At 54.3% G+C, this 18,441-nt stretch carries 14 protein-coding genes; 13 read left to right on the top strand and 1 reads right to left on the bottom strand.

Features of this window, described 5'->3' with window-relative positions; genetic code table 11:
- The first annotated feature begins 10 nt into the window (after positions 1-10).
- From SK3146_RS08555 to SK3146_RS08535, 5 genes are all read left to right on the top strand, one after another.
- Complete coding sequence (locus tag SK3146_RS08555; protein ID WP_249864679.1) at positions 11-2,563, top strand: glycosylhydrolase-like jelly roll fold domain-containing protein; 2,553 nt, start codon at positions 11-13, stop codon at positions 2,561-2,563.
- Positions 2,564-2,736: 173 nt separating this feature from the next.
- Positions 2,737-4,056, top strand: a complete 1,320-nt coding sequence (locus tag SK3146_RS08550) for an ABC transporter substrate-binding protein (protein ID WP_249864678.1) — start codon at positions 2,737-2,739, stop codon at positions 4,054-4,056.
- A gap of 290 nt (positions 4,057-4,346) precedes the next feature.
- Positions 4,347-4,817 (top strand): IS200/IS605 family transposase, encoded by a 471-nt coding sequence (tnpA, locus tag SK3146_RS08545; RefSeq protein WP_249860177.1) that lies wholly within the window; start codon positions 4,347-4,349, stop codon positions 4,815-4,817.
- Positions 4,818-5,043: 226 nt separating this feature from the next.
- On the top strand, positions 5,044-6,363 hold the full coding sequence (locus SK3146_RS08540; protein ID WP_249864677.1) for a replication-associated recombination protein A: 1,320 nt from the start codon (positions 5,044-5,046) through the stop codon (positions 6,361-6,363).
- A 253-nt stretch (positions 6,364-6,616) separates the two neighbouring features.
- Positions 6,617-7,954, top strand: a complete 1,338-nt coding sequence (locus SK3146_RS08535) for a hemolysin family protein (RefSeq protein ID WP_249866232.1) — start codon at positions 6,617-6,619, stop codon at positions 7,952-7,954.
- A 106-nt stretch (positions 7,955-8,060) separates the two neighbouring features.
- On the opposite strand, the gene mnmA is transcribed toward SK3146_RS08535, so the two are convergent.
- Positions 8,061-9,146, bottom strand: a complete 1,086-nt coding sequence (gene mnmA / locus SK3146_RS08530; protein ID WP_249864676.1) for a tRNA 2-thiouridine(34) synthase MnmA — start codon at positions 9,144-9,146, stop codon at positions 8,061-8,063.
- A 343-nt stretch (positions 9,147-9,489) separates the two neighbouring features.
- On the opposite strand from mnmA, the gene cymR reads away from it, so the two are divergent.
- From cymR to SK3146_RS08490, 8 genes are all read left to right on the top strand, one after another.
- Positions 9,490-9,909, top strand: coding sequence for a cysteine metabolism transcriptional regulator CymR (gene cymR, locus SK3146_RS08525; RefSeq protein ID WP_249864675.1), 420 nt, complete (start codon positions 9,490-9,492; stop codon positions 9,907-9,909).
- An 18-nt stretch (positions 9,910-9,927) separates the two neighbouring features.
- Positions 9,928-11,076, top strand: coding sequence for a cysteine desulfurase family protein (locus SK3146_RS08520; RefSeq protein ID WP_249864674.1), 1,149 nt, complete (start codon positions 9,928-9,930; stop codon positions 11,074-11,076).
- Positions 11,077-11,241: 165 nt separating this feature from the next.
- Entirely contained in the window at positions 11,242-11,766 is a 525-nt protein-coding gene (locus SK3146_RS08515; RefSeq protein WP_249864673.1) for a PRC-barrel domain-containing protein, read from the top strand.
- An 11-nt stretch (positions 11,767-11,777) separates the two neighbouring features.
- Positions 11,778-11,975, top strand: a complete 198-nt coding sequence (locus tag SK3146_RS08510) for a hypothetical protein (RefSeq protein WP_218093074.1) — start codon at positions 11,778-11,780, stop codon at positions 11,973-11,975.
- 404 nt (positions 11,976-12,379) lie between these two features.
- Entirely contained in the window at positions 12,380-13,450 is a 1,071-nt protein-coding gene (locus SK3146_RS08505; protein ID WP_249866231.1) for an AI-2E family transporter, read from the top strand.
- Between the two features lie 210 nt (positions 13,451-13,660).
- Positions 13,661-14,941: an ArsB/NhaD family transporter gene (locus SK3146_RS08500; protein ID WP_249864672.1), complete on the top strand. Its 1,281-nt coding sequence runs from the start codon at positions 13,661-13,663 to the stop codon at positions 14,939-14,941.
- A gap of 432 nt (positions 14,942-15,373) precedes the next feature.
- Positions 15,374-18,004 (top strand): alanine--tRNA ligase, encoded by a 2,631-nt coding sequence (gene alaS / locus SK3146_RS08495; RefSeq protein WP_249864671.1) that lies wholly within the window; start codon positions 15,374-15,376, stop codon positions 18,002-18,004.
- 135 nt (positions 18,005-18,139) lie between these two features.
- On the top strand, positions 18,140-18,403 hold the full coding sequence (locus SK3146_RS08490; protein ID WP_249864670.1) for an IreB family regulatory phosphoprotein: 264 nt from the start codon (positions 18,140-18,142) through the stop codon (positions 18,401-18,403).
- Positions 18,404-18,441 lie beyond the last annotated feature (38 nt).

The raw sequence follows: 18,441 nt of genomic DNA, 5'->3' as shown, positions 1-18,441 counted from the left end.
GCGCTTGGCTATGACAACGAATACGGATACATCATTGGAGCAGCAGTTTCTTCATCCCTCCGACGAGTTCACTCCGATTCCGTTCTGGTTCTGGAACGACGAGCTGACAGAAAGCGAAATCGTAAGACAGATCGCCGATTTCGCGGACAAAGGCGTGATGGGCTTCGTCATCCATCCGAGAATCGGAATTCCCGAGAGCATTCCATACTTGTCGGACACCTATATGGGGCTGGTCAAGGCCGCCGTTCAGGAGGCGGAGCGGCGCGGAATGACCGTTATTTTGTACGATGAAGCGATGTATCCTTCCGGAGCGGCCAAAGGGCTTGTCGTGCAGGATAACCCCGAGCTGGCGAGCCGGGGGCTCAAGATGACGGAGCTGAGCGCCTCCGAGCCGGTTCGGCTGGCGGAGGTGCTCGGCGACAGGGATGTCCTGATCTCCGCGCAAGCGGTCAGGAAGAAGGGAGCCGGCATCGAGCCGGGTGATTCGGCCGTGCTGGAGCCCAGCGACGGAATCGTTGCGTTCCGGGCTGCCGGCGGCGATAACGACGATTGGACGATCTTATTGTTTATCGAGACGTTCTCCCGCGGGACGATTCGCGGCATTCACTTCGGCGAAGACGACGGCGAGCCGAACGCTCCGGCTTCCGCCGATTTGCTGAACCCGCTCGCCGTCGAGAAGTTTATCCGGCTCACGCATGACCGGTATTACGAGGTGTTAAGCCCGTATTTCGGAACGGCCGTCCGGGCGATGTTCACAGACGAGCCGGATATTATGGGCCGCAGACATACGAAGGGGCTTAAGGCGTGGACGGGCGGCTTTCTGGATTATTTTATCCGCGAAGGCTGCGAAGTGACCGATCTGCCGCTGCTGTGGCTGGAGGGCGACCGGGCGGACCTTATCCGCAGACGATACAGCAAAGCCGTCAACAAGCGCATGATCGAATCGTATTACAAACCGCTCGCCGAATGGTGCGGATGCCACGGCATAGCGCTTACCGGCCACCCGGCGGCCAGCGACGAGATCGGTCTGCTGGAGCATTTCCACATTCCCGGCCAAGACGTCGTATGGCGCTGGGTTGCGCCGGAGGACGGCAAGGCGGTGGAGGGCAAGCATACGACGATGGCCAAATGCTCGTCGGATGCGGCCCGGCATAGGGGAAGACGAAGAAATTTGAACGAGTTTCTCGGCGTCTGCGGCTTGGACGCCAGCTGGGCGCTGAGCGCAGGCGATATGAAATGGTATATGGACTGGCTGCTCGTCCGCGGCGTCAATCTGTTATGCCCGCATGCCTTCTATTACTCCATCGACGGGCCGCGCCGATTGAACGAGCGCCCGCCGGACGTCGGGCCCAACAACATCTGGTGGCCGCATTACCGCCGGTTCGCCGATTATATGAAGCGGATGAGCTGGCTGATGACGGACAGCGTCAATGTAACGCCGATTGCCGTGCTGGGCCGCGAGGACTGGCTGCCGTGGCGAAGCGTGAAGCCGCTATTCGAAAACCAGCGGGAGTTCAATTATTTGGAGGAAAGCCTGCTGGCAGCGGTCTGCGGCATTGAGCATGGACGCATAAACATCGCCGGGCAAACGTATTCCGTCGTGATCGTCGAGGATGACGGCTTGTGGGAAGAAGAGACGAAGCGGGTGCTGCGGGGATTCATCGACCAAGGCGGCCAAGTCATTGCGATTCAGGCTCACGAAGGGGCACAGACCGTACCGTCTACGATCCGATTGGACGATCCGTCCGGCATTGCCGCCGAGCTGGAGAGGCTGGAGCCTGGAGATCTTAAGCTGGAGCCTTCCCGCCCGGATATTCGGGCAAGCCATGTGATCAAGGACGGGAACCATTTTTACGTGCTGGTGAACGAAGGGGAGCGGCCGTATGAAGGCGCTCTGACCATCCGGACCGAAGGCAGGGCGGAGCTGTGGGACCCCTGGGAGGGCAGGATCGACCTGGCTCCGGTTTCGGCGGAGGCCGGTTCAGTCGCCGCTGCTGCCGGCGGCATGACGCTGTCCGTTGCGCTGGAGCGAAGGCAGGCTCTCGTGTATCGTATCGATCCGTCGCGATCTGCCGAGTTGTCTGCAGGAAGCCGCCGCCGGATTCGGCAGAGCAGCGTTTCCATCGACGGGCCGTGGAACGTTTCGGCCGGCCGCCAGGCCGTCGGAACTGTTACGCCTCAGACCGAGAGCGCGGAAGCGGCTGCCGCCGAGTCCGCCATCGGTCGTCTGAGTCTCGGCAATTGGGCCGAAACCGAAGGGCCGGAGCATTTTGCCGGAACGATCACTTATACGAATACAGTTTCCCTGGAAAGCGGAGCTGCAAAAGCGGATAGCCTGATCCTCGATCTGGGCGAAGCCCATGAAATGGCGGAAGTATGGGTGAACGGCGAATGGGCAGGGGTGCGGATGTGGCATCCGTACACGTTTGCTATCGGAGCTTTGGCGAAACAGGGAATGAATGAGCTGCGAATCGACGTGACGAACAATTTAAGCAACCGGTACGACCGTAAAAAGCTTCCGTCCGGTTTGATCGGCCCCGTCGAGGTATCGGTGTACGAGTAAGGGATTCGAAGCAATCGGCCCAGCAGGCGGCGAAGGCTTTACGCTTGCCGGGCTTTTTAAACAGTATGGAATTGATAAATTTTGGGGACCCCCGCAAAGTACCTGAAGCAGCTTCGAAGTCAAGGCCTCACTTTGTAGGGTTATTTTATTGTGTGCGTTAGGAGGAATGAAGGTTGAAATATCAAAAAACGGCGGCAGCGGTTGTCGCCGCCTCCATGCTGCTGTCCATGCTGACGGCCTGCGGCGGCGGAGGCGGGGAGGCCGCCTCCTCAGATCAGGCGATCAAAACGAGCGATGACAAGGAAACCGCCGATCTTGTCGTCTATTCCAACAGCGGGGATTCTCCGGACAGCTGGAACGAAAGATTCGGCAATGCGCTCCAGCAGAAATTCCCCGGTTACAACATCAAATACATACAGAAGCAATCGAATTACTGGATCAAAGAGCTGCTGACCGCGGGGGAAACGATCGATATTTACTGGGATTCGATTGGCGGTTTCGCTTCCGGATTGCTCGACAACGGGCTGGAGTTCGATATGACCGATTTGGCCAAAAAATACCAGCTCGATTTATCCAAAATGGAGCCGTCCGTAGCGGATTCCGTGAAGCTGATCGCACCGGATAAAATGTACGGTATCCCCGTGTTCAACAACAATATGGTGCTGTATTACAATAAAGATTTGTTCGATAAATTCGGGGTGCCGTATCCGAAGGACGGCATGACCTGGACGGAGGCGAATCAGCTCGCTCAGCAGCTGACTCGGGTCGACGGCAAGCCGTATATCGGCTTATCCTCGTCGCAGACGCATATGCTGGCGATGAATCAGCTGTCCATTCCTTTCGTAGATCCGGCGACGGAGAAGCCGACGATTTTCACGGACGAAAAGTGGAGGGAATTCTTCGACACCGTCTTCGTCGGGCCGAGCAAATCTCCGGGCTACGTCGATTATATGAAGGAGCTTAAGGATACGATTCCTTACCGCAATGAGTTTCTGAAGGAGAAAAACTTGGCGATGTTTGCCTGGCTGTCGTCCATCATCTTCGTCTTCCCGGACGAATATAAGAGCATGAACTGGGATATGGTGTCGCTTCCGACGTTCGACAGCTTGCCTAAAGTCGGCTCTCAGGCGTATCCGACTTATTTCGCGGTAACCTCAATGTCGAAGCAGAAGGATCAGGCGATGAAGGTAATCCAATACTTGACGACCGAGGAGATGCAGACGAAGCTGTCCAAAATCGGCCTGATGCCGGTCCTAAATAGCGAAAACGTCAAAAAAGTGTACGGTCAGGAGAGCGCGTTCAAGGATAAAAATCTCGCCGCGTCGTTCTATAACGGGTTTGCTCCGATTCCGGCCAAATCCCGTTACGACAGCTTGCTGCTGACGCCTTATGCGAAGGCGGTGCCGAAGATCATTATGAGCGGCGACTACAACACGGTGTTTCGGGCGACGGAAGAGGACACGGCCAAGAAAATCGCCGACGCGAAAAAGTAATCCGCCGCCCCGACATCGGCACAACCGTCCGCTGCGGTTGCCGGAACCGTTCTTGCCGGGAGCGCGGAGCGTTTTTCGCGCAGGGCGCAAAGATTGTAATTTCGCGGCGGTCCTTTATAATAGAGCATGAGCGGCTTAGGCCGGCTCATGTTCTTTTTTTGTCTAAGAAAACCCCCAGTTCGACTGGGGGTTCAGGAAAGCTTATAGCTATGAGTAAAAATCCCTTGACCTTTATGATAAGATGATAGCCGGTCTGCCAACCGCAACATCAAATCAAGGAGGACAAGGGAATGGATAAGAGCAGTCTAGCACATACCCGCTGGAACTGCAAATACCATATTGTATTTGCACCGAAATATAGACGGCAAGTCATCTATGGGAAATTAAAAAGAGAGATCGGAAAGATCATCCGGGAGTTGTGTGAGCGCAAAGGGGTGGAGATTCACGAAGCGGAAGCGTGCCCGGATCACATCCATATGTTGGTGAGTATTCCACCGAAACTGAGTGTATCGGAGTTTATGGGGTACTTAAAGGGAAAAAGTTCGCTGATGATCTTCGATAAATTTGCGAACCTGAAGTATCGATACGGAAATCGGCAATTTTGGTGCAGAGGCTATTTTGTGGATACGGTAGGGCGAAACAGGAAAGCGATAGCCGAATACATTCGAAATCAACTAACAGAGGATAAGAACTACGAACAAATCACGATGAAAGAATTGTTCGACCCGTTTACGGGTGAGTCGGTAGGAAAGGGCAAATAAAAGAGCCCCTTTGAGGGGCAAGCCCGGGACCGCTCGCGGTTGGCAGACTTTCAGTGCGCCTTCTTAGGCGCGTGCTAGTACCATGCCCTTATAGGGCTGATGGAAGCCACCGGCTAAGCCGGTGGTTATGACTTGCCGGAAGATCGGTTTTTGAACCGGTTTGTTACCCGCTGGCTCGAGATCCAGACGGCCCGGGTAGATTAGAATAAAGGAATGTGATCTTATTATGGATTTGTTCTCACTGGCTGCTGAAGAAAACGGACAAGGCAAGCTGCTGGCGGACCGGATGCGGCCGCTGACGCTTGGCGAATATATAGGGCAAGAGCATATCGTCGGACCGGGCAAGCTGCTGCGCCGCGCGATCGAAGCGGATCAGGTCACCTCGATCCTGCTGTACGGCCCTCCTGGCACAGGCAAGACGACGCTGGCCAACATCATCTCCCGCGCGACGCAGGGAGCGTTCGTGAAGCTGAACGCCGTCGACGCCTCCGTGAAGGACGTGCGCGATGTGATCGAGCAGGCGAGGAACAACAAGGACTTGTACGGCCGCAAGACGATCCTGTTTCTCGACGAGGTGCACCGTTTCAACACCTCGCGGCAGGATGCGCTGCTCCCTGCGGTGGAGCAGGGGATTATTACGTTCATCGGCGCGACGACCGAGAATCCGTTCCACCATGTGAACGGGGCGCTCTTGTCGCGCTCGACGCTGTTCGAGCTGCACGCGCTGACCCGCGAGCACTCGCTCGCCGCGCTGCGCCGCGCGCTCGCCGACGAAGAGCGCGGCCTCGGGCAGCTGCCCATCGAGGCCGCGGAGGAGGCGCTCGCGCATATCGCGCGCATGGCCGGCGGAGATATCCGCCGCGCGCTCAATGCGCTCGAGCTCGCCGCGCTGACCACCCCGCCCGATCCCGACGGGGTGGTGCGCGTAACGCTGGCCGTCGCCGAAGAATCGATTCGGCGGCGCACCGTGAAGGCCGACGAGTCGACGCAGTACGACGTCCTCTCGGCCTTCCACAAGAGCGTGCGCGGCTCCAGCGACGCCGCGCTGTTCTGGTTTCTCTATGCCGTCGAGAAGCTCGGCATGGACCCGATGACCTTCCTGCGGCGGCTGATCGTCGCCTCCAGCGAGGATATCGGCCTGGCCAATCCGCAAGCGATGGTTCAGGCCGTCTCGGCGATGGACGCGTATCATAAGATCGGCTGGCCCGAATCCAAGTACGTCATCGCCCAGGCGATTCTGTTCGCGGTGGAGAGCCCCAAGTCGAACGCCATTCCGACGGCGATCGCCAAAGTGACGGGCGCGTTCGATGCGATCGGCGAGGCCGAGGTGCCGCTGCATTTGCGCGACGCCCATTACAAAGGGGCGGAAAAGCTCGGGCATGTGGGCTATCAATATCCGCATGATTATCCCGGCCACTATGTCGAGCAGCAATATTTGCCGAAGCCGCTGGACGGGCATTGCTTCTATGAAGCGACGCAGCAGGGGATGGAGGATAAAATCAGGCAAAACCAGGAACGGAGAAGAAACCGGAGGTCTGCGCGATAAGTCGTGCAGGCCTTTTTCTAAACCGAGCCTGAGGGGAACGGTTAGGCCCGTATCTTATAATAGGCCAAATTTGGGCGAATTTTTGCCTTTTACGCCGTTTTTCTCAAATTGTTCAAGCTTTCTTTCGTTTTATGCGTTATTTTCGGGCATAGCACGCAGTTTGACTGTATAGCTTAATATTATATAATTTACAATATAAACCTAAGGGAGGTGTACCTATTCACCTCGGGCTAGGGGGATAGGGAACTTATTGATGGACAGCGACCCTTTACCGACGATTTGGAACTTTACCCTCGTGCTGTTTTTGGTGCTAATGAACGGTTTTTTCGTAGCCGCCGAATTCGCCATGGTCAAAGTCCGCAGCAGCCGCATCGACGCGCTGGTGCAGGAAGGGAACCGCAGGGCCAGGTTCGCCCAAACGGTCGTAGCCAACCTGAACGGTTATTTATCCGCATGCCAGCTAGGCATTACATTAGCTTCCTTGGCGCTGGGCTGGATCGGCGAGCCCGCCATTGCAAGGCTCCTTGAGCCTGTGCTGCATCCGCTGCAGCTGTCTTCCGCCGTCATTCACACGATCTCCTTTATCATTGCCTTTACGATAATTACCGCCTTTCACATTACGCTCGGCGAACAGTTCCCGAAGACATACGCCATTCGTATGTCCGAGAAGGTGACGCTTCTTTCCGCCGGCCCCCTGATTGTTTTTTACAAACTCATGTACCCATTGATCTGGACTTTGAACGGAACGTCGAACTGGATGCTGCGCAAGGCGGGGATTGAGCCTGAGGAGGAGCATCATACGGCGCATACCGAGGAAGAAATCCGCGTTCTCATGAAGGAGAGCAACAAAAGCGGACTCATCGACAACACCGAACTGGCGCTTGTGGACAATATCTTCGATTTTACCGAGACGAATGCCCGCGAGATTATGATTCCCCGAACCGAGATGGTCTGTCTGTACGCCAACCGCTCCTATGAGGAGAACCGCTTGATTGCGGTCACCGAGATGCATACGCGCTATCCGGTATGCAATCCGGATAAAGACAATATTATCGGCTTTATTCACATTAAGGATTTGCTCAAATCCGATCCCGGCATGGAGCATATTAAATCGATCGTCCGGCCCATCACCAAGGTGCCCGAATCGATGCAGATCAGCGCGCTGCTTAAACTGATGCAAAAAAAGCGGAATCAAATGGTGCTTTTGATCGACGAGTACGGAGGGACGTCCGGGCTTGTAACGTTCGAGGATATTATCGAGGAGATCGTCGGAGAGATTCAAGACGAGTTTGACGAAGAACGGCCGCGCATCGAGAAAAAGGACCATTTGACGCATTCCATCGACGGACGGATGCTGATTGAAGAAGTCAACAGTTATTTCGGCCTGGAGATCGAGTCGGACGATTACGATACGATCGGCGGCTGGGTATACTCGCAGGTAGAAATGCCCCCGAAGAAGAACCAAAGAATCCGGTACGACGATACGACCGATTTCATCATCGCCGAAACCGATCAGCTTCGCATTGCAAGAATCGTCGTCAAACAAAAGCCAAATGGCGCGCAGCCCGGCAATTCATCATTTAGCATATAACGGCAAAAAGCGGATTCCTCGCTTCCGCCGCCCCGCTATAACAGCTTCGGGGCCGGATGCACAGGAATCCGCTTTTGATGTTTGGACTGCTGCTGAGCCCGCCGCTTTAAGGAATCATCTTGTCGATGATGCCGCCGCCAAGGCACACGTCTTTGTCGTAGAAGACGACCGATTGTCCCGGCGTAATCGCCTTTTGCGGCTGTTCAAACGTCACTTCGCAGCGGCCGTTCTCGCGGAAAGCGACCGTAACTCCCTGGTCGGGCTGGCGGTAACGGAACTTGGCCGTACAACGGATCGGCCCCGCAGGGAGCTGTCCGCCGATCCAGTTCAGATCGGTCGCGCGAAGCCCGCGCGAATACAGGCTCGGATGTTTCTCGCCTTGCACCACGTAGAGAATATTTTTCTCGAGATCTTTGCCGGCTACGAACCATGGCTCGCCGCTGCCCGATCCGCCGATGCCGAGCCCCTGCCGCTGGCCGAGGGTGTAATACATCAGCCCGTCGTGACGGCCCTTCACTTCGCCTTCCAGAGTCATCATATCGCCCGGCTTGGCGGGCAAATAACCGCTCAGGAACTCCTTGAAGTTGCGCTCGCCGATGAAGCAGACGCCGGTGCTGTCCTTCTTCTTGGCCGTGGCGAGACCCGCCTTCTCGGCGATCGCTCTGACCTCGGGCTTGGGCAGATGCCCGATAGGGAACATCGCTTTGGACAGCTGGTATTGGTTCAGCGCGTTCAGGAAGTACGTCTGATCTTTGTTGTTGTCGACGCCGCGGAGCAGCCGGTACAGCCCGTCCTTCTGCTCGACGCGCGCGTAATGGCCGGTGGCGATGTAATCTGCGCCGAGCTCAAGCGCTTTATGCAAAAATTCGCCGAACTTGATTTCCCGGTTGCACATGACGTCGGGATTCGGCGTCCTGCCCTTGCGGTATTCGTCCAGGAAGTACTGGAATACCTTGTCCATGTATTGTTTTTCAAAATTTACCGTATAATAGGGGATACCGATCTGGTCGCAAACGCGGCGCACGTCTTCCGCATCTTCTTCTGCGGTGCAATGGCCGAATTCGTCGGTGTCGTCCCAATTTTTCATGAAAACGCCTATAACCTCGTAGCCCTGTTCCTTGAGCAGGAGCGCCGAGACGGAAGAATCGACTCCGCCGGACATGCCGAGGACGACGCGTGTTTTTTTGTTCATGGGATTACCTCACTTTATAGCTTGATAGCTTGTACGACTTGCCGGCGCCTGCAAAGAATGTACGGGCAATCCGCCTGGGCCGGGAAGTACCGAACCGCGATGGCAGCCTTCTTGGCGCCGTCAGACTAGAGTACGCTATTTAACGAATGTATTCAAGTCGGGTTTATCCGGATTAATGCCATGCGCAGCGTCGAAGAATGTCGTCTAGCTAGTATTATACATAGGTTTCTTCGAATAATAAAATATTTCATCAATATGTCACGGTTTTTCTCCCATAATAGAAGGTTTTATGTTAACATATAATCGATACCAAAATGTATGAAATGTAAATGAGGTGCTTTATTTGAAGATTTCTACCAAAGGCCGATACGGACTAACTATCATGATGGAACTTGCAACCAGATTTGGAGAAGGGCCTACCTCTTTAAAAAGTATTGCCGAGAAGCATCAACTCTCCGAGCATTACTTGGAGCAGCTGGTAGCTCCACTACGGAATGCAGGCTTGGTGAAAAGTATCCGTGGCGCTTATGGAGGATATATTTTATCGAAGGCGGCGGAGGATATTTCCGCAGGCGATGTGATCCGGGTATTGGAAGGTCCTATTAGCCCGGTCGATTTCACGGAGGAAGACGATCCGGCGAAGCGCGATTTGTGGGTGCGCATCCGCGACAGCATCGCTGAAGTGCTCGACTCTACGACGTTATACGATTTGATCAACTACAAAGACGAAGGAATAAACGACAATTATATGTTCTACATATAATTCAGCGGAGACACGCTTATGATGTTCACTTACTTCGATCATGCTGCGACAACTCCGGTGCATCCGGAGGTTGTCGAGGCCATGCTGCCCCATTTTACGCAATCTTTCGGGAACGCCTCCAGTACACATAGCGCAGGAAGAGAAGCGCGTGCGGTTCTTAACCGTTCGAGAGATACGATCGCTTCCTTTATTGGCTGCGCGCCTTCCCAAATCATATTTACGAGCGGGGGAACGGAGAGCGACAATTTGGCGCTTTTCGGCGCGGCTGCCGCCCGCAAATCCATCGGCAACCACATTATTACGACACAATCGGAGCATCATGCGGTGCTTCACGCTTGCGAGCAGCTCGAGCTGCAAGGCTATGAAGTCACTTATTTGCCGGTAGACCGCACCGGACGCGTCAACGTCCGCGATGTGGAGGAAGCGATTCGACCGGACACGATTCTGATCAGCGTCATGTTCGCCAATAACGAAGTAGGCACGCTCCAACCGATTCGGGAAATCGGCGCGATTGCGCGCGCGAAGGGCATTCCCTTCCATGTGGACGCCGTGCAGGCGCTGGGAACCCAGCCGATCGATCTGAGCAGCCTGCCCGTCGATTTGATGAGCTTTTCCGCGCATAAAATTAACGGTCCCAAAGGGATCGGCGCGCTTTATATAGCGAAGCATATGAAGCTTCAGCCGCTGTTTTACGGCGGCAATCAGGAGCGTAAGCGCCGTCCGGGCACAGAGAATGTCGCCGGAATCGCCGGTTTTGCCAAAGCGGTGCAAATCTTGCGCGAAGAGATGTATGAAAAGCAACAAAACTTGGAAAAACTACGTATAGAGATGGTGACGCGCCTGCAAGCTTTGCTAGGGCAGGAGCAGGCCGTAGTCAACGGACATCCTGCAGAGCGGGTGCCCCATATTCTGAACATAAGCTTCCCCGGCGTTTCGACGGAGACCATGCTGATGAATTTGGATTTGGAAGGCATCGCCGCCGCCAGCGGCTCCGCATGCACTTCCGGTTCTCTTGAAGTATCGCATGTGCTGAAGGCGATGCGGCTCGAAGACGAGATTACCCGCTCGGCGATCCGCTTCAGCTTCGGCCTCGGCAATACGCTGGAGGAGATCGGAGCGGCCGCCCGGAAAATTGCAACCATCGTCGATCGCGTGCGTAATGCATAATAAGAAACCGCGGCTTGGCGCGTTTCTCTCAAACAGAACGCCGGGCCGCGGCGGATTGTCCGACAAGTGAGCTAGCTTTGCCATTACTGCGGCAAAGAGGCTCCCGTTTGCCAATTCGGTAAACAAATGTTTAATTAAGATTGCTGCTTCAGGAGGACGTCTCCATTGAAAAGAGCGCGTGACGTGATCGGACTGCCGGTATTTTGCGTACAGACCGGCAAGCAGGTAGGTATAGCCAAGGATTTGCTGCTTGGCGACGCTTGGCATTTGGAAGCCGTGCTGTTGGAGACGAAGAGCTGGTTTGCCTCTCCAAGCTGCATTATGTGGAAAGACGTCATCGCACTAGGCGACGACGCCATTACGATTGCCAATGAAGAAGTCATCAGCCGGATGGAGGATGAGGGAGAAGCTTTCACTTCGCTCCTCAATGGGGACAGGAAGCTCAAAGGAATGCCGGTCCTTACGGTCAACGGACAGCAATTAGGCATTGTCGACGACGTTTATTTGGACCCGAATAAGGGCAAAAAGGTAATAGGATACGAATTGACGGAAGGCTTCATCTCCGACTTGAAAGAAGGGCGCAAATGGCTTCCTTTGCCGGAAACCGTAACGGTAGGCGAAGACGCGATTATCGTACCCGTTCATTGCAACGATACATTGGAAGAAAGTTATATACCAATTGAAGAATAGGGTGATTCAATATGCTACGTTGTCCAAATTGCAATTCCAAAGATATCGGCAAAATCGGTTCCCATCAATTTTACTGCTGGGGTTGCTTTATTGAACTGACGGTAAACGGCGAGAAAATGTCCGTATACCAAGTGGAAGAAGACGGGACGTTAAGCTCCCTGGACGATTTATTTTTCGAAGAGGAAATTCCTCAAGTTCATGCGAACTAAACCGGGGCTTTTTGCGGTCCCGGCTTCCGGTCGCATCGACTAACCGCCGCAGCAGGCGGATTAGACGATGCGACTTTTTTGTTGTTTAGGAAATGATGCGCAGCCATATCCTGTGGAAATCCGGGTTCTCCCCCGAAAGGAATGTCTACCCCTAGAACGATCCCAGAGGAAGGGTTAGACGCCGATCCAGCTTAGGCTGGATGCGGACGGAATAAGCTTCAGAGCGTCACGTCACTTTTGGGGGATTTGTTCTTACGGAAGTTAGCCATTATCCAAATGTATTCGCCGGCGGGCAAGTTATGCCCGCTTTCTGGAGAAATCGGGCCGCGGAGGATTAAATAGCAAGGTTGTACATATACTGTAAAGGAGCCCGGACAGAAAGAAGCAAGAGGCAGGTGAAATATGTGGATCGGTTTTATAAAAGTCAATTGTTTACGGTCCTTGTCTATATATTGTTGAGCTTGCTGATTTTGTTCATGCTGCTGCAAATCCGTCCGATGATCACGGCCATCTACGGTTTTTTCAAGGAAATATTGGCTCCGTTTATTATAGCGATGATTATATCGTACGTGCTCAATCCGGTCGTTTCTTTGCTCAATGCGAGGAAGGTGCCCCGCACCGTGGCGGTGCTGCTGATCTACGCCGTATTTATTTTGTCTACGACCGTCGTGCTGATGAACATCATTCCGATGTTTATGACGCAGCTGGCACAGCTGAACAACCATTTGCCGCAGCTGGCGATGAAGGCGCAGGGCATCGTCGACGACATGAACCGGGTGCAGTTTTTGCCGGACAGCGTCCGCACCGGGATCAATCAGTCGCTCAATAAGCTGGAAAACGGGATCTCCTTGGCGATTTCCGAATATATCGACGGAATCGGCAGTACGATCAATATGCTGTTTATTGCGTTTATTATTCCGTTTCTGGCCTTTTATATATTGAAAGATTTCCAGTTGATCGAGAAGACGGTGCTCGCCATCGTGCCCAAAGCGAAGCGCAAGCAGGTCATCACGCTACTCGTGGATATGGATACGGCGCTCGGCAACTACATTCGCGGGCAGTTTCTCGTTTGCATGATTATCGGCATTTTGGCTTATTTGGGATATTGGGCGATAGGGATGCCTTATGCGCTGCTGCTGGCGTGTCTTGTAGCGGTTTTTAACATCATCCCTTACCTCGGTCCGTTTTTCGGCGCGGCTCCCGCAATCGTTATGGCTTCGACGATTTCGCTGAAAATGGTGCTGATGGTGGCGCTGGTCAATACGATCTGCCAAATACTCGAAGGCAACGTCATTTCGCCGCAGGTCGTCGGGCGCTCGCTCAAAATGCATCCGCTGCTTATTATTTTCGCTTTGCTCGTCGGCGGCGAGCTGGCCGGGGTCGTGGGGCTGATTTTGGCCGTACCCTTTTTCGCGGTGATGAAGGTTATCCTGCAGCATGTGTTTATGTACTATGTGCATAGGCGCACGACTTAGCTGATCTATTTGCGGACGAGATATGAAAAAAGTGAAACCATTGGTTAACGTTCATCGTATTAAATGGAGCGTCTACAAACCTGTGAAGACGAGCCGGCGAATGAACGGATAAGCAAACAAACGAATACGCAAACTGTTTTGGAGGAGCCTGTCACCAAGGGCTCCTTTTTGCCTTTTTCAGGTACCGGGAATATGTTTAGGAGGGTCTCTATGGAACAACAAGCTTGGATAGCAATCGGCATTTTTTTGGTTATTTACGCGCTCATTATTACGGAAAAAATTCATCGCACGATCGTTGCGATGATCGGCGGCATATTGATGATCGTTATGGGCATCGTCGATCAGGGCGCAGCTTTGCATCATATCGACTTCAACACGCTGGGGCTGCTGATCGGAATGATGATCATCGTCGGCATCACCGCGGAGACGGGGCTGTTTCGGTATATCGCCGTATGGTCCGCCAAGAAGGTTCAGGGCCACCCGGTTCGCATTCTTATTGTGCTCTGCATCGTGACGGCCGTCGGCTCCGCCTTCCTGGACAATGTAACGACGGTGCTGCTCATGGTGCCGGTCACGTTAAGCATTACTCGGCAGCTGCAAGTAAACCCCGTCCCGTTCTTGATCACGCAAATTATGTCCTCCAATATCGGCGGCACGGCGACGCTCATCGGCGATCCGCCTAACATTATGATCGGCAGCGCGGTAGAGGAACTGACTTTCATGTCGTTCATTAACAATTTGAGCTTGATTTCACTTCTTATCTTACTGGTGACGCTTCCTTTCTTTGTGCTGATTTACCGCAAACAAATCAAGACGACCGACGAACTGCGGCTTGGCATGATGGACATGGATGAAAGAGCGGAGATTAAAGATCCCGTTCTGCTCAAAAAATGCATTGTAGTGCTTGGCCTGACGATCATCGGTTTCTTCGTGCATCAGCTGGTTCACCTGGAATCGGCGACGGTTGCGCTGGCCGGAGCGTTTTTGCTTCTGCTGCTGACCGGAGAGCATTATCTTGAGGAAGCGTTCCACAGGGTGGAATGGACGACCATTTTCTTCTTTGTCGGACTGTTCGTGCTTGTAGGCGGATTGGTAGAGACCGGAGTCATTGCCAAGCTGGCGACCTATGCGATGGAAATAACCGGAGGGGATGTAACCAAATCGGCCGTTCTGATTTTATGGCTTAGTGCCGTCGCCTCGGCGTTTCTGGATAATATTCCGTTCGTAGCGACGATGATTCCCCTCATACAGGAGATGGGAGCGATGGGCGTCTCCGATCTGGAGCCGCTGTGGTGGAGTCTTGCGCTCGGCGCATGTCTGGGAGGCAACGGATCGCTGATCGGAGCCAGCGCCAATCTGATTGTCGCCGGAATATCGGGCAGAGAAGGGCATCCGATTTCGTTCATGAAGTATTTCAAGATCGCTTTCCCGCTTATGCTTTTGTCGGTCGCCATCGCCAACATATATGTGTACTTCCGCTACTTGGCGTGACGGTTCGGCCGGGCATTTTCCGTTGACGGAGTCCGCCCTGCCCGGTCTTGGCCGCTCAGTTGACAGTCCGGCGGCGGAACGTATATAATCTCCTTAATATAGTGCAAAATAATGGATAGAACGAAAGCGTTGATGAAATCAAGTAAGCCGTAGACCTTGTTCAGAGAGAAGGTTCCGGAGCGTGCACTCGGTGCTGCGCCGGCTGCGAGAGCCTTTACATGAAGGATGGCTGAAAGCTCATTTCGGAGTGCGGAACAAATCCGCCGGATGGACTCGTTATACGTCTAATTAAGGAGATTATACGGCTGTCGGTCTGCCGATCGGCAAGGCGGCTGTATGATAACCAGGGTGGTACCGCGATCAATTCGTCCCTGTTTGCAGGGGCGATTTTTTATTTTGTTCAAGCCAAGAATTTTAGGAGGTCAATCCATCATGAAAGCCAGTGAAATTCGTTCCAAATGGTTAGCTTTTTTTGAAAGCAAAGGGCATAAGATCGAGCCGAGCGCTCCGCTCGTGCCGCATAACGATCCGTCCCTGTTGTGGATCAATGCGGGCATGGCTCCTCTGAAGCCTTATTTCGACGGCCGGGTCGTCCCGGACAATCCGCGGATTGCGAACTCGCAGAAGTGCATCCGCACCAACGACATTGAAAATGTCGGCAAAACCCGCCGTCACCATACGTTCTTCGAGATGCTGGGCAACTTCTCCATCGGCGACTATTTCAAAGAGGAAGTGATTACTTGGGCGTGGGAATTCTTGACAGGCAAGGAATGGCTCGCTCTCGATCCGGAGCGGCTGTCGGTTACGGTATATCCTGAGGATACGGAAGCGTTTGAATTTTGGAATAAAAAGATCGGTCTGCCGGAAGAGCGAATTTACAAGCTCGAGGATAACTTCTGGGATATCGGCGAAGGCCCGTGCGGACCTTGTACGGAAATTTTCTACGACCGCGGCGAAGCTTACGGCGATTTGAACGATCCGGAATGCTGGCCCGGCGGGGAAAACGAGCGCTTCCTCGAAGTGTGGAACCTCGTCTTCTCCCAGTTCAACCATAATAAGGACGGCAGCTACACGCCGCTTCCGAATAAAAACATCGATACCGGCGCAGGTCTTGAACGCTTCGCCAGCGTGCTGCAGGATGTCGATTCGAACTTCGACACCGATTTGTTCCAGCCGATCATTCAAGAGACATGCAAGCTGGCCGGCGTCACCTATAACGAGAACGAAGAGACCGATGTCGCGCTGAAAGTGATCGCCGACCATATCCGTACCGTCGTATTCTCCGTCGGAGACGGCGTGCTTCCGTCCAACGAAGGCCGCGGCTACATTATTCGCCGTCTGCTGCGCCGCGCCGTGCGCTACGGCAAAGTGATCGGTCTGGATAAGCCGTTCCTGCACACGCTCACTCCGGTCGTCGGGGAAGTCATGGGCGTCTACTATCCGGAAGTCGTCGACAAGCGCGAATTTATCGAAAAGGTAATTCGCACCGAGGAGGAACGCTTCCACGAAACGTTGTCCGACGGTTTGGCGATTTTGGCGGAAATGGCGGAGAAAGCCCGCAAGGAAGGCAGCACGCAAATCAGCGGGCCAGATGCGTTCAAGCTATACGATACGTACGGCTTCCCGTTCGATTTGACCGAAGACTTCGCTGCGGAAAAAGGCATGACGGTCGACCGCGAAGGCTTCGACGCAGCGATGCAGGAGCAGCGCGACCGCGCCAGAGCGGCCCGGCAGGATGCCGAGAGCATGAAGGTCCAAGGCGGGCCGCTGGCCGATTTTACGGTTAAAAGCGAATTTGTTGGGTATAATGAATTGGTAACTACTGCTAAGGTCATCGCCATCGTGCACGAGAACCAGTTCGTCGACTTGGTCGGCGTAGGCGAGACGTGCCAGGTGATTTTGGACCGCACGCCATTCTATGCGGAGAGCGGCGGTCAAGTGAGCGACCACGGAACGATCACCGCAGGCGATCTGCGTCTGAACGTCGAGGATGTCGCCAAGGCGCCTCACGGACAGCATGTCATGACGGTTAGCGTACAATCGGGCGTACTGCGCAAAGGCGATACGGTCGAAGCTGCCGTGAATCAGGAGCTGCGCGAAGATATTGTTAAAAACCATACGGCTACGCATTTGCTGCACAAAGCGCTCAAAGAGGTGCTGGGCGAGCATGTCAATCAGGCCGGATCGCTCGTTGCGCCGGAACGTTTGCGGTTCGACTTCTCCCATTTCGGCGGCATCAGCGCGGAAGAGCTTCAGGATATCGAACGGCGCGTCAACCGCCAAATCTGGAAGAGCACTCCGCTGAACATTGCGCTGAAGCCGATTGCCGAAGCGAAGGCGATGGGAGCGATGGCGCTGTTCGGCGAAAAATACGGCGACATCGTCCGCGTCGTGCAAGTCGGCGACTACAGCCTTGAGCTGTGCGGAGGATGCCATGTCGGCAATACGAGCCAGATCGGCTTATTTAAAATCGTCAGCGAATCGGGTATCGGCTCCGGCGTACGCCGGATTGAGGCGGTAACGGGCCGCAACGCCTACGAATATTTGGACGGACAGCTGGAGCTGCTTCGCGACGCGGCGGGACTGCTGAAGGCGAATATCCAGGACGTGCCGAAGCGGATCGACGGTTTGTTCGCGCAAATGAAGGAGCTCTCCCGCGAGAACGAGTCGCTCAAGGCGAAGCTCGGCAAGATCGAAGCCGGCTCGCTCGCCGAGCAGGTGAAACAGGTGCAAGGCGTCAGCCTGCTGGCCGCTCAAGTGAGCGCGGGCGATATGGAGTCGCTGCGCGGCATCGTCGACCAGATGAAGGGCAAGCTGAACTCGGCCGTCATCGTCCTCGGCGCCGCGACCGAAGATAAAGTCAATCTCGTCGCCGCAGTAACGCCGGATTTGACGGCCAAAGGCTACCATGCCGGGAAGCTGATCAAAGAAACGGCCGCTATCGTCGGCGGCAGCGGCGGAGGCCGTCCGGACATGGCTCAGGCCGGAGGCAAGGACGCTTCCAAGCTTCAGGAGGCTTTGAGCAACGTCGAGAAGCTGATTGCCGCGCAAGTGAACGTGTAGCTGACATTTGTTGAAATAAATTTGTTCTGTCAAGAGGAATTATTCGACAAACAGCGAATATAAGAAGGTATTGGCTGTTGTATGCTTCGTTCGACAGCGGAGGTTTCACATTTCTGTGTCTAAGGGGGTGCCCAGATGAGTTCGATGGATAAAACGATGAAGTTCAACGTAAAAGCGGAAGAAATCGAAACATCGCCCAAGGAAGTCATGCTGGCGGTATATGACGCGCTTCAGGAGAAAGGCTATAATCCGATCAACCAGATCGTCGGATACCTTTTGTCTGGAGACCCGGCTTATATTCCCCGCCATAACAATGCAAGGAGCATAATCCGCAAGCGGGAGCGGGATGAGTTGATCGAGGAGCTCGTTCGTTCGTACTTGCACCAGCATAAATCATAAGCAGACATCCAGGCGCGGGCGTCTGACACGCTCGCGCT

Origin of the sequence: Paenibacillus konkukensis (assembly GCF_023523925.1) — a bacterium.
In the GTDB taxonomy this organism is placed as follows: domain Bacteria; phylum Bacillota; class Bacilli; order Paenibacillales; family NBRC-103111; genus Paenibacillus_S; species Paenibacillus_S doosanensis.
Note: the sequence above shows the minus strand (reverse complement) of the source record. Positions and strands in the feature narration are given on the sequence as shown.